The following is a 12,333-nucleotide window of genomic DNA, read 5'->3' as shown; positions in this document are numbered from 1 at the left end:
CCCATGGCATGGGACGAGTGGGAGCAGTTGAAGGCTCAGGCTGCCGACCGGCAGCCGACGCACATGCGACTGAATCAAGTGACTGCTCAGGGGCCGGGCCCCGGCGGCAAGCCCGACCTGGTCGCGCGGCAGGACGACCTCGGCGCCGTGGGGCACGATGCCTTCGTCCTGCACGGTGACCTCGTGAAGAAGGTGGACATCGCCGGTGCCGGCCTGAACTCCGACCACGCCGGCTCCACCCACCAGGCGGCCTCGGCGCTGTCCCGGGCCAACTTCGCCATGGGCGACGAACTCATGACGACGTTGACCGTCTGGGAGAGCCAGGTGAAGGCGGTCCGGCAGGCCTGTGCCCACATCTCGAATCACCTGGACTTCAGCAAGAAGCTCCACGCGAACGACGATGCCGAGATTGCCGCAGCCATCACGCGCAGAGACGGCTCCGCACTGCCCGTCTCGGAGCTCGACAAGTACTTCGAGTAGCGCAGGGGAAGCTCGGATGTCCATCACCTACAACGACCTGATGCAGGTCGACCTCGGCAGGCTGAGCACTGCGGTGTCGGATTGGAAGAAGGCGGTCGCCCATTTGAAACAGCTTGAGGCCGATGCCCGCGACGGTCTCAAGAAAAAGTCCGACCGAGCACGCTGGGAAGGCGTGAACGCCGGTGTCACAAGGGAGTTCGTGAACAAGACCACCAAGGAGTTCGCGGACCTCCACACGGAAGCCAACAGCATCTTCCAGGTCCTCGACGATGCCCACCGCGAACTCGAAGCGCTGCAGAAAAGCGTCCGGACGCTCACCGCCGAGGCCAAGGACAAGGGCTACACCGTTCAGGACAACGGCGACGGAACGGTGAGTGTGGGCGTCCGGCCCGAGTCGGGCACCGATGCGAAGGACGGCAAGGACGACACGAAGGAGGAACGGCAGCATTACGCCGACTCCATCACGAGGAAAGTCGCCCACGCCCATGACATCGACGTCTCCACCAAGCTGGCACTCAAGCGGGCGCACGGGAGCGACCCGTACAACGCCGGCCACGCGAAGTACGAGTCCCTCAACGACGCACAGGTCGAGCGCGCCCTGGAACTCGCCAAGAAGCGCGAGGACATGTCCGACCGCGAACTCGCGGAACTGAACAGGCTGCTGCGCCACAACGGGCGCGAGAAGGACGGGGAGTTCGCGACCGAGTTCTTCGAGGGCCTGGGCGGACCGAGGCAGACGCTCGAGTTCTATGCCGCCCTGTCGACCGACGGCACCGGCCAGGACGCCTCCAAGACCCGCCTGGCCGGCGTGCAGGACCTGCAGCGGTATATGGGCCATGCCCTGGCCAACGCGACCGACCCCTACACCCCGCAGAGCGTCCGAGGCGACCGACAGCACCTGCCCTCGTGGTGGGGCGCGGAATTCCGCAAGCTGGGCACCCAGGAGATCGAGTGGGAGCGCGGCATGTGGAGCAAACCGTACGGATACCAGGTCCTGGGCGGCCTGCTCCGCTACGGGAACTACGATCCGGCGTTCCTGACCCCCATCGCGGAGCACGTCACCCAGCTCCACCAGGACGATCCCCACCGCTTCCTGTCCAACAAACCCGCCGGCAGCGACGACCGCTACGGATTCAATCCCTCCGGGAAACTCGGCAGCGGCAACGACCCGCTGAACAGCGTCCTGGAGGCACTGGGACACAGCCCCGAGGCGGCCGAGCAGTTCTTCACGGAGAAGCCCACGGCGTACAACGAGGACGGCACGATCAAGTCCGGCGAGAAGACGGACTTCAAGTCCTACCTCGACCTCTTCACCAAGAAAGACTTCGAGTGGACGATCGACACGAACAGCCACAACGTCCTTGCGGATGAAGACGCGGCGAAGAAGGCCCTCAACTTCGGACCGAATGCACTCGGTCATGCTCTCGAAGCGGCCACGACGGGCCGCCCGTACGACAGCGACACAGCCGACCCGTCGATCAAGCACAGCGAGACGCAGGCGAAACTGGTCCACGACATCGTGGAGAAGTTCGCCAAGAACCCGGACCTGCTGACGCACAACATGAACGGGGAGCTGGAGGAGGAGAAGACCGGTCCGCTTTATGCGCTGCGAGACAGTCTGGGCCATATTTCGGCGGACTACATGGGAGACTTCCAGCGATCGATGTACATGGAGGGCTCCGACAGCAAGGTGTTCCCGGTAAACGGCGCAGCTGCCGACCTGGAGTCCGGAAATACTCAAAAGTTCCTCGGCCTGATCGGGCAGGATCCGGACGCCTATAGCGCCATTACTTCCGCGCAGCAGGCGTACACCGCGAACGTGGTCCATGAGTTCCTGAAGGCGGAAGGGAAGGACCTCACCGCGGAGGACGACTCCCGCGTCGGGAATCTGGTCGCGCCGGGTGCTGCCATTGCGGGGATCATGAGCAACTCGCGAGCCGATGCGATCTATGACTACCACACGGCCTCGAACAAAGAGTACAACGAGGCAGTGGCCGACAACGCAAAGTGGGTCAACCGGATCGTGGGACTGGGAACGGGAGCCATTCCAGCTCCTTTCTCCATTGTGGGAGAACCAGTCGGATGGCTGGCAGAAGATGTGTCCGAAAGCGTCGTGAAGAGCGTCGAGAAGGACACTACAGATAAGGCTGAGCACGACGCGGGCAAAGAATACTCAAAGGGAAGGGTGGCGGTGACGGAAGCATCAGCGGCAGCTGTCACCAGCTACTTCAAGCACTACGGAGGGTTCGATCAGGAAACGATGGACGCCATCGATCGAGCCGTTCGCACCAAAGCCGGACTGAGCCACTCTGACGGCGCCCAGTGGAACTCCGCAGGAGACGGCACATGAGACACCTCAGCTTCCCGACTCCCTTTACCGAGGGGCGTCCCCTGCGATTGCCGCAAAGAAACAGAAGGCGGGGAACACCTTTGCCATCAAAGAAATTGCTCACCATCACCCTCCTCCTCGCCCTGCCCCTTACCGCCTGCAACTCGTCAGGGAAGGGGCTTTCCTACCCGGTGCCGGACAACATCTGTGGAATCCCCGCTGACAAGGAAGTTCTGGAAACCTTGCTCGATGACGGTGACGAGCTGGAACAGGACCCCGGCTACTTCACCCTTGCGGAAGGCCAGTTCTGCCACATGTACGTGGATGGGAATGACTCCGTGGTCAGCGATGCCGACTGGCATGAGAGCGGATACGGGCTACGCGACCTCTTCGAGTACTACGAAGTAAAGGACCTGCGCTACTTCAGGGATGACAAATACGCCTCCTGGAACTTTGGGGTGGCAACGGTGATTCCATGCCCTGGGGTCAGCAAAAAAGGTGACGTCGTGTCCGTGCAGATCAACGACTTGAGATGGAACAAAAAGTCGCAAGCCCAACTGGAGAAACTCGTCCCCTCCTACTTCGACGCCTACAAGAAAAAACTCGGCTGCCCGTCCTGATGGCCGACACCGGCCGGAAACCGGAACGCTGCCAGAAGGGGCGCGCGGCGTTTTCCGGGCCCTGCGTCGAGCGGCAGACGATCCGTAGACAACCTCAGACATCCGCCCCCTTCCTTGGCAGACCAAGTAGTGGCCCTGTGATCCAGGGGAACCGGCCCGGTTGTTAGCCTGTCGGGCGCACGCCGATCGAGTGAACGGGGGCGGGAAGGCATGACGGAGCCTGTCGCGGAGCGGTACGGGAACGGTGGCGGGGCCGGGCAGCCGGTCGGGATGCGGCTGAACCAGTACCCGGCGGACCCGGGAGGCCCACCCGGGCCCGTGATCGGCGGACAGAAGGACCTGGCGTCCAGCCCCGCGCGGAAGAAGGCCACGGCCAAGGCCATCGAGGAGCACCTCGAGCCCGACACCCGCAAGGCCGGCGACCGGGCGGACGAGGAGACCGGCGCCGCGGTCAAGGCCTTCGCCGCGAAGGACGGCCACGGGTGGGTCACCTCCGCCGCGTTGAAGAAGGCGCACAAGACCTGGGGCGAGCAGGTGCAGAACCTGATGAACCGCCTGGGGTCGGAGAAGGAAGCCCTGCGCAGCACCGGCATCCTGTTCCGGAACACCGACTTCGGCGTCGGGCAGGGGATCCGCAAGTCCTCCAGCCTGGACGGCTACTGAGCCGCCCGCCGCCACCGATTGTTCACGCCGACGCGCACCGCGGGGGACGCATGCCGACGTACCACGAGATCATGACGACCGACCTGGCCACGCTCACCACGGCGGCCGATGCCTGGGACGACATGGCCAAGGAGTTCAACAAGCAGGAGAAGGCCTACAAGCGGGACGTGCACGGCGTGTCCATGGGCCAGACCTGGCTGGGGCTGAGCGCGGACGCGGCCAACCGCCGCTTCGACATCACCCTCAAGGAGTACCAGAACGCCCAGACCGAGGCGAAGGCCATCGCCTCCCTCCTGCGGGACGCCCACACCCAGTTCGTCGATCTGCGCGGCAAGCTCAAGGCCGCCCGCCAGGGTGCCGTCGACGCCGGCATGAAAGTGTCCGACCAGGGCGTCGTCTCCTACGACACGACACAGCTCGACGAAGGCGCCCGCAACGCCTACCGTCACGATCCCGACATCCAGGAAAGCGTCCGCAAGAGCGTCCGTTCCTGGCAGGACCGCATCGACCAGCTCGTCAAGGACGTCACCGACGCCGACAAGGGCGTCGAGATCGCCTTCAACGCCGTCGTCGTCGACTCCGACCTCACCGACGGCACGTCCAACGGCTTCAACGGCCGGGCGCAGGGCGACATCGAGAAGTACGAGGCGGAGAACGCCGAGGACATCGCAGCCCGGCTCGCCGACGGCAAGAAGGTCTCCACGACCGAACTCGCCGAACTCGACCGAGCCTTCCGCGACAACTCCGACGACAAGGTGTTCAGCCAGACCCTGCTGAAGGGCCTCGGCCCCGACGGCACCATCAAGCTGGCCAACGAGCTCAACCGGCTCGCCCACGAAGAGAACAAGGCGTACAAGGGCCCGTACCTGGAACTGCAGGGCGGTCTGTCCGACACCGTCGCCAGGGCGACCCAGGTGCCCGGCTCGGTCACCGACGTGCCTCCGGGCTCGCAGAAGTTCAAGGACTGGCTCGCCAGTGACGACGGCAGGTTCTACCGGCAGTGGATGGACAGCCTGGACAAGCACGGCACCAAGAACTACGGGTCCAACACCCAGCCGCTCTACGGCTACCAGTCCTTCGTCAGCCTGATGCAGCACGGCGACGCCAAGTACGACGACCAGTTCCTCTACGAGTTGGGCGACGACCTCATAGCCGCCGAGAAGAAACAGCCCGGCATCTACACCGAGTGGGGGGCCGGCCACGACGGAATCCGTGCGGACGCCCTCGACGGGCTCCTCGGCGTCATGAGCAAGAACCCCGACGCGGCCACCTCCTTCTTCGACCCGGCGGGCAACGGAGCGGGCTCCGACCACGTCGCCAACGACCACCTGAAGTACCTGCTCCACGAGCGTGAGTGGCCGCAGCACAGCACGGTCGCCGGTCCGACGATCGTCACCATGGACGACCCCCTCAACCGCACCGGATTCGGCGCGGCGCTGGAGGCGGCGACCACCGGCCGGGAACCCAACTCCTCCGGGGCGTCCTTCGATCACCACACCGAGGCCCAGGCCCGGGTGATGCAGGAGACCATCACCCAGCTGGACAAGGACGGCAAGGGCGACGCGATCCCGCAGAACCTGAAGGTGCCCCTCGGACGCGCCCTCGCCGACTACACGGTCGACACCCACGCGATCCTCAGCGGCACCGAGCCGAGCAGCCCCGAGGGGCTCGACGGCATCAACGCGAACGGCGACGAGTCGAGCATCGCCAACAGCAAGCACAGCCTGCTCCGGGTGATGCGCGGGGTGTCCGACGCGGCGTACGGGACGACTCCCGACGGGGAGCCCGTCCTCGTCTACGACCTCCTGTACGAGAACCAGAAGCTCTACTCCGCCGAGTACCTGGACACGACCAGGGACGCCCCGCCCGAGCAGCGGAGCAACGTCGTCGGCGACTGGGACAACAAGGCCCGTCACGTCGGCGAGGTCTACGGGGCCATGACCGCCATCGGGTCCGACATGATCCTCGACGACCGGGACACCAAGGTCGGCAACCTCAACGACGCCATGCGCTACACGTACCACGGGGTCGGCGGCCTCTTCACCCAGATTCCCGTGGTGGGCGATCCGGTCCAGCGCATGATCGACGCGGCCACCTACGAGTACTCCAAGGACGTGACGGCCGCGGCGGAGGACGTCGCCAGGTCCGAGGACAGCACCACGACGTCCGCCGGCATCGGCGGCACGAACGCGCTCCTCGACGCGTGGGGCGGCACGCACGACATCAAGGGGACCGAGGCGCACGAGCACGCCAAGGGTGAGGCCAAGCAGAGCTTCATCACCGGGCGCGAGGATGCGTACTCGGCTCTGCGTACGAGGAAGTGACATGACGGACAAGAGCGGCCGGGCGCGTCTGGGACGAAGGGTGGTCGCCCCCGTTCTGGCGGTCGTCGTGCCGGCGGCGGGCGCGTACCTGTGGCTGAACACGAATCTCCTCGGGCGCGAGGACGTGTGCGGAGGGCTGGTGTCCAGCGAATCGGCCGAGGCCGTCTTCCCCCGGCCCGGCCGTATCTCCGACCGGGCCGGGCTGGACGACTCGTCGAGTGATCGGATCGCCTTCACCTGCACGGTGGAGAGCTCGTCCTTCCTCCTGGGATCGGACACCGCGTACCTGAAGATCTCGGGAAGCCGCGAGCGCGGTGACTTTCCTTTCCGCGAGTACGGCCGCTGGCCCAGCCCTGCCACGGTGTCGTTCTTCTCCGGCGGCGCCACCGGCGGGGTGGGCTCGGACCACGGCTGGGTCCTGCTGCCCGACGCCTGCACCACCGCCGGCGGGCCCGCCGTCATCGAGGGATACGTCCCGAAGGACTCGGACCCGGTGGAATTCGCCCGGCTCCTGACCGAGGTCGCCAACAACACGGCCGAGCGGGGGGACTGCGCGTCCGAGAAGCCGTTGACCGCTCCCAGCACCCTCGACACGCCCCCCGAGCCGCGCCGGGGCCGGGAGGGTGCGGTGTGCGGCCTCACGGGTCTGGAATTCCCCGGCCCGAAGGCACGGGTCCGGGCCGACGTGACGGAAACGGTCCAGGACAGCGCGGGCCCCACCTGGTCGTGCGAGATCGACGATCACGCCACCTACGCCGTGACTCAGGAGCCGGACCTCGTCGCGGGCATCCGCTCCTCGCCCGGGTTCACGGAACAGCCACGCGTGTCCGACCTCCAGGTCATGGGCTTCGATCCCACCCATGTCGTCGCCGACTGCGCGGGCACTCCCACGTACTTCTCCATGGAAGTCCATGAGGGCTACACCTCCGCCCTCGAAAAGCCCGGCGCCCCGAGTCTGCGGAGCCTCTACGCCAACTTCGTCGACGTCGCCGGCAAACGGTTCGGCTGCGGCACACCCTGACCCAGAGAACGCTGAGGACACGCCACGTGACACATCCACGACACCGGCCGACGATCGCAGCCACCCTGATCGCGGCAGCCCTGCTGACCGGCTGCCAGAGCGGCAGCGACACGGAGCCGCTGAGCCTGAGCGGTCTGACCGAAACCGCCGACGGCATGCCGGACGACGGGGCGAGCACCTGCCCGCTCCCCTACGACCTGGCCAAGGCCGCGAAGAACGCGGGACTGGACGGGAAGACCGGCCCCGGCCCGGTGCAGGAGGACGGTGACACGCCCGTCGCCACGGCCGAGGGCGGCAAGCGTGCCAAGCCCGGAGAACCGCTGGCCGAGCGCCCCGGCGTCCTGGTGAGCTGCACCTTCCACATCGGTCGGGACGACGTGCGGGTGCACACCGTCGCCACCCGTGAGCCGAATGCGGTCACTGTCCTCGCACCGGTGGTCGCCTCACTGACCAACTCCTCCGCCGCCGACACGGTCGGCTACGTCAACAAAGCGGCCGAAGCCAAGACCGGAGAGACGATGGTCGCCGACAGCGGCAATGTCGCCGCCGTGCGCCTGGAGCTCGACGGCGACGGAGACGCCGTCCTCCTGGTGGGGGTCGGGGAGGCCGGAACCGCTTCCCTGAGCCGGAAGCAGGTCGGCGACCTCACCGAGGCGCTCGCGGATCAGGTGCAGTAGTTCGAGGCCGGAAGCGCATGCCGATGCGACTGTACGAGGACCTGTGCGGCTGATGCTCCGGGCCGGGCCCGGTCCTGCCGTGCTGAGACGCACGACAGGGTGGACACCTCCCGCGCGTGTCCACCCTGTTCGCTTCTCTGCGTGCGCTGTGCGCGCTCCGCGCGCTTCCTGCGGCCGGTCTACAGGAAGTAGCTGGCGCCCTTCAGGTCGCCACCGCGGTAGTCACCGCCGGCGGTGCCGACCCGCTGGGCGATGCTGACCAGGGCCTGGTGGATGCCGTTGGCGTGACGGTCCCACTCCTTGGTCTTCTTGGTGAACTCCTCGTACGCCTCGCCGCCCCAGCCCGCGGCCGCGTCGAGCACGGCCTTCTTGAGGGCCTCGAGGTCCTCCTCGAGCTTCCTGGCCTGGTCGCCGAGTTCGGTGGCGAGCGCGTCCATGGTGCCGTAGGAGACGGCGAGCTCGTCGTAGTGGGCTCCGGACATGTTTTCCTCGTTTCGTTGAAGACCGGAAGGTGGTCGGTGGCTCGCGTCAGTAGCTGCTGAGTGCCGAGGTCTTTCCGCCGAGGTCCTCCACCGAGATCTTGGCGATGTCGGCCTCGATCTGGCTCTCGAGGTTCTGCTTGTCCTTCTTGTTCAGCTGGATGCCCTCGAGGAAGTCGTCGAGCATCCGGCCGATCGCGGCCATGTGGCGGTTGATCTCCGTCTGCTTCTTGTCGAAGGCGATGGCACCCTGACCCGTCCAGTTCTTCTCGATCATGTCGATCGTCCCCTGGAGGCGGGCGAGAGACTGCCTGATGGAGTCGTACCGGTCGATGACGTTCGTCTGGAGCTTCTGTACCTGGGCCTCATAAAGCTTGCGGCCGTCAGCCATGTCGGCAGTCCCTTTCGTGAGAGCGGTGGTGCGGTGCGGTGTGGCACCGCGTGGTGGTGGGTGGTCGGTGGTGCCGGGAGCCGGCTGTTCCGTGCGCCTTTCCTATGCGCTTCGCCGTGAGCGGATCACGGCGAAGGCGCCGCCCCCGATCACCAGGGCCGCCGCCGCGGCTCCGAGGACGACCCAGAGGGTGGTGTTGCCGGAGGTGTCCTTGTCGGAGGCGGTTGCTGATGTCTGGTCGTCCTGGCCGTCACTGTCCGACGTTTCCGTTTCCTTGGAGGGATCAGACGACGGGGAGGGGGAGGCAGTCACCGGGTTACCCGACTCGTCCAGAAGGCCTATGGCGTTCTCCCTGGCGAGGGGGTCGGTGTTCGCCGGGCCGGGGTCGAAGTCCTTGTTCTCCAGGACCTTGCGGGGACGGATCAGGCCGTAGCCGAGGTACGTGCTCGGGTCGTCCCTGGCCCAGTCGCGGCCGGCGGTGTCGATGAGGCTGGCGAGGACCTGGTTGGCGGTCCAGTCGGGGTGGGCGGACCAGACGAGGGCGGCGGAGGCGGAAGTGAGGGCGGTGGCGGCACTCGTTCCAGCCTGGTTGCAGTACGAGCGGAAGGTCTTGTCGCACCAGCCGGGCAGGTCCAGACCCGGAGCCGCCAAGTCGACGTAGTTGCCGTGCTCCGAGAACTTCGCGACTTTCCCGGACTCATCTGATGCAGCAACACCTACTACGTAAGGATAGGCCGCAGGATAGTCGATGAGGTTTTTCCTTTCTGCATCGTTCCCCACGGCTGCGAACATCAGCTTGCCCTTGGATTGAGCATATTTGACCGCTTCAAGCTCCTCTTCACTATCAGAGCCCACACCGAAAGACATGCTAATAATCTTCGCTTCGCTGTCAGCGGCTGCTCTGATCGCTTCGGCCGGGCTCGGAGCCTTACTTACCTCCGCCTTGTCCTTCAGAACATCGGTGAACGCTATCCGGTAGGAAATGATTTTGACTCCGGGGGCAAGCCCTTTCAGACCTCCCCCGTCACCGGTACCAGCAATCAGTTCCGCCATAGTGGTGCCGTGGCCGTCGTAGTCATCAGTGGCCCCATAAGCGATGTCTTGCGGGGCCTCGTTCGTAACGACCTGCCCTGCCAGAGAAGGAGTTTCAGGATTTACACCGGAGTCAATAACTGCAACCTTGACTCCCTTCCCGGTGCTCACTTTCCACATCTCATCGGCTTTCATCGCCGACAGGTACCACTGCTGCGACTGGACGTCTGCAGCCACTGCACCAGATGACAGACCTGTCGTCAGGAGGACCAGAGCGCCGAGTGTTGAACAGACGCCAGCACCCCAGCTTCTGTTTCGCCTCTGAGAGGGAACGCTCCGCCCAGCGCATCGGCTGAACCTTGACACCATGCTTCTGTCTGTCCTTCTTCAGTCCGGTCAGTCCGTCGCCGACGTGTCGCCGCGCCGTTCATCACGACGTGAACGACTCGTGTCGGAGCCTCGAGTGCTTGCGGCACCACGTTGTGTCCTGGGGCTCTCAGAGGTGCGTCCGCTGTTCCCTGCGGCGCCAGGGATCCTTCCATTGGACATTCCGACGACACCGTCAGAGCTGCCGACGGAACGACGGGGTGCTTGTCCTGTGTTGGACGTCGCAGGAGGCGCTCCGACCACCCCGTGCTGACCAGGCCTCTGTCCGGTCATGCGCGGGCCGGACACACCTTCACCACCGATGACTGTGCCGCGCGGCAACCTGGAGCTATTGCCGCCAGGCGTAGCGCCGCTAATAAACCGCCCGCCGACAACGCCGTCGTTGCTGCGCCTGGAACCACTGTGGCTGGACGGTGTCGCTCCCATGGCGCCCAAAGAACCGCGGGGGACACCACCGACGTGTCCAGGCACCGGCCCTGCGGGCTTCGGTACCCCGCCGACGATGCCACGCCCCACGGAACCATTGCCGTGGCTCCCTGCCTGACCGGGCAGGGCAGTGCGTCCTACTTGCCCCAGAGGACCAGTCCCACGGCCTCCCACCGGTCCCGGCGAGGCAGCACGTGGAGTCTGGCCCATGGGGCCGGACCCCGTACGAGCTGCCGGACCATTGCCTGCCGTTCCTCCGGTTCGTCCCTGCGCCGATGGGGGGACCTTGGCCGCGGGTACGCCACCGGACCCCGTGGTGCGCCCAACGGTCCCGCGAAAGGCAGAGGGAACCGCGCCAGGAGCGATGGGAGGAGTCGGCCCCTGCTGACCAACGGGACCAGCCACCGCCGGTGGGATGCCCGTAGTCGGCTTCGTGACCTCCTGCGGCGGCAACGTACCGACGCTGTTGACCTCCGTGCCCACAGTTTGTTTCGGCAGCACGTCAGGCTTTTCTGCTTTCTCAGAAAGCAACTGCTGCGCATCCGAACGCGGCCGCCCCACCTCGGCGTTCGGCGAGTCTTGATAGGCGGTGCGAGCATCATTGAGGGGCGTAAGCAATACCTGCCCGCCCTCCCGTGGGTCCGATCCGCGGTACTCCACTGGCCGCGGCACCCCCGCATCCGGCATCTTCGGGAACACCGGCTCCTCGGCCGCCTGCATCGCCCCCGCCGACACCGTGTAGTACGACGCCAGGCGGTACATCTGGTTGATGGCCTCTTGGCGGTGCTTCTCCGCCTTGACGGCCGCCGTGTACTCGTCGTTACTGTCGACCCGCTTGGCCTCGGGGATGTCGTCGACGGTCTTGGGGTCGGTGCGGTTGTCGCGCGGGGGCATGGACTTGCGGACGGAGGCGAGGCCGGAGCCGGCGGCCATGACCTGGGTGCCGACGATGTCGGCGTAGTCGGCGATGCCTTCGGCAGTCTTGACGAGGCTGGTGGCCCATTTGGTGAAGGCGGTGTTGGACTCGCCCTTCCAGTCGATGCCGTCGATGTTCTTTTCGAGTTCCCCCGCCGCTTCCCTGATGGCGTCACGAGCCTCGACGAGCGCCCCGGCTGCCGACTCCAGCAGTGCGGGGTTGGCGGACTCGACGATGTCGATCATGTCGTTGAGGTCGTAGCCCTCGAAGCTGGTGGAGCCGAAGTGGAAGCCTCTGTGGGAGAAGGGGCCGAAGGGGCTGGCGATCCTCGTCATGTTCGTGATCGCGTCGAGGGCGCCGTTCTGCGCCTGGGCCTCCTGGCGCTCCTCCAGGTAGGGGTCCGGCTTCTTGTCTCCGCTCATCAGTACCCCGCATCGGTGCGGTCGGCGCGGTTGTCCCGCTTGACCTGCTGGTCCAGCATCTCTTCCCGTGTCTGGTTGACCTCGACCCGGATCTCGTGGAACCGCCGGCGCTGTTCCTCTTCGAGGTTGTCGAAGGTGACGTCCACGCCGTGCACGGCGATCCGCA

11 protein-coding genes are annotated in these 12,333 nt (G+C 65.9%); 7 read left to right on the top strand and 4 right to left on the bottom strand.

All coding sequences use genetic code 11. From position 1 onward, the window contains the following. From B7L92_RS19555 to B7L92_RS19525, 7 genes are all read left to right on the top strand, one after another. Positions 1-480, top strand: a 480-nt coding sequence (locus B7L92_RS19555; RefSeq protein ID WP_368656254.1) for a hypothetical protein, incomplete at its 5' end; no start/stop codon positions are given. Between the two features lie 16 nt (positions 481-496). Next, complete coding sequence (locus B7L92_RS19550) at positions 497-2,830, top strand: DUF6571 family protein (protein ID WP_081238816.1); 2,334 nt, start codon at positions 497-499, stop codon at positions 2,828-2,830. After that, a complete protein-coding gene (locus B7L92_RS19545) occupies positions 2,827-3,429 on the top strand; it encodes a hypothetical protein (RefSeq protein WP_143626350.1) in 603 nt (200 codons plus the stop codon). Before B7L92_RS19550 ends, B7L92_RS19545 begins: the two co-directional genes overlap by 4 nt. A 210-nt stretch (positions 3,430-3,639) precedes the next feature. Next, entirely contained in the window at positions 3,640-4,092 is a 453-nt protein-coding gene (locus tag B7L92_RS19540; protein ID WP_081238814.1) for a hypothetical protein, read from the top strand. A gap of 50 nt (positions 4,093-4,142) precedes the next feature. Further along, positions 4,143-6,416: a hypothetical protein gene (locus tag B7L92_RS19535; RefSeq protein WP_081238813.1), complete on the top strand. Its 2,274-nt coding sequence runs from the start codon at positions 4,143-4,145 to the stop codon at positions 6,414-6,416. A 1-nt stretch (position 6,417) separates the two neighbouring features. Then, a complete protein-coding gene (locus B7L92_RS19530) occupies positions 6,418-7,437 on the top strand; it encodes a hypothetical protein (protein ID WP_081238812.1) in 1,020 nt (339 codons plus the stop codon). A 26-nt stretch (positions 7,438-7,463) separates the two neighbouring features. Continuing rightward, entirely contained in the window at positions 7,464-8,114 is a 651-nt protein-coding gene (locus tag B7L92_RS19525) for a hypothetical protein (protein ID WP_081238811.1), read from the top strand. Positions 8,115-8,293: 179 nt separating this feature from the next. Here the strand turns inward: B7L92_RS19525 and B7L92_RS19520 are convergent, their stop codons facing one another. The 4 genes from B7L92_RS19520 to B7L92_RS40690 all read right to left on the bottom strand — a co-directional run bounded on the left by B7L92_RS19520 (position 8,294) and on the right by B7L92_RS40690 (position 12,167). Beyond that, entirely contained in the window at positions 8,294-8,596 is a 303-nt protein-coding gene (locus B7L92_RS19520; protein WP_004982726.1) for a WXG100 family type VII secretion target, read from the bottom strand. A gap of 46 nt (positions 8,597-8,642) precedes the next feature. Next, a complete protein-coding gene (locus tag B7L92_RS19515) occupies positions 8,643-8,984 on the bottom strand; it encodes a WXG100 family type VII secretion target (protein ID WP_004982728.1) in 342 nt (113 codons plus the stop codon). A 102-nt stretch (positions 8,985-9,086) separates the two neighbouring features. Next, on the bottom strand, positions 9,087-10,253 hold the full coding sequence (locus tag B7L92_RS19510; protein ID WP_081238810.1) for a S8 family serine peptidase: 1,167 nt from the start codon (positions 10,251-10,253) through the stop codon (positions 9,087-9,089). A 159-nt stretch (positions 10,254-10,412) separates the two neighbouring features. Further along, positions 10,413-12,167: a hypothetical protein gene (locus tag B7L92_RS40690; RefSeq protein ID WP_159461047.1), complete on the bottom strand. Its 1,755-nt coding sequence runs from the start codon at positions 12,165-12,167 to the stop codon at positions 10,413-10,415. Positions 12,168-12,333 lie beyond the last annotated feature (166 nt).

The sequence above is a fragment of the Streptomyces viridosporus genome, from assembly GCF_002078235.1.
Taxonomy (GTDB): domain Bacteria; phylum Actinomycetota; class Actinomycetes; order Streptomycetales; family Streptomycetaceae; genus Streptomyces; species Streptomyces viridosporus.
The sequence above is the reverse complement of the archived record's forward strand: the minus strand, read 5'-3'. Positions and strand labels throughout refer to the sequence as shown.

Excerpts from the sequence above, each read along its gene's own strand:
- B7L92_RS19550 (WP_081238816.1), top strand. The coding sequence starts at position 497 with ATGTCCATCACCTACAACGACCTGATGCAGGTCGACCTCGGCAGGCTG.
- B7L92_RS19545 (WP_143626350.1), top strand. The coding sequence starts at position 2,827 with ATGAGACACCTCAGCTTCCCGACTCCCTTTACCGAGGGGCGTCCCCTG.
- B7L92_RS19540 (WP_081238814.1), top strand. The coding sequence starts at position 3,640 with ATGACGGAGCCTGTCGCGGAGCGGTACGGGAACGGTGGCGGGGCCGGG.
- B7L92_RS19535 (WP_081238813.1), top strand. The coding sequence starts at position 4,143 with ATGCCGACGTACCACGAGATCATGACGACCGACCTGGCCACGCTCACC.
- B7L92_RS19530 (WP_081238812.1), top strand. The coding sequence starts at position 6,418 with ATGACGGACAAGAGCGGCCGGGCGCGTCTGGGACGAAGGGTGGTCGCC.
- B7L92_RS19520 (WP_004982726.1), bottom strand. The coding sequence starts at position 8,596 with ATGTCCGGAGCCCACTACGACGAGCTCGCCGTCTCCTACGGCACCATG.
- B7L92_RS19515 (WP_004982728.1), bottom strand. The coding sequence starts at position 8,984 with ATGGCTGACGGCCGCAAGCTTTATGAGGCCCAGGTACAGAAGCTCCAG.
- B7L92_RS40690 (WP_159461047.1), bottom strand. The coding sequence starts at position 12,167 with ATGAGCGGAGACAAGAAGCCGGACCCCTACCTGGAGGAGCGCCAGGAG.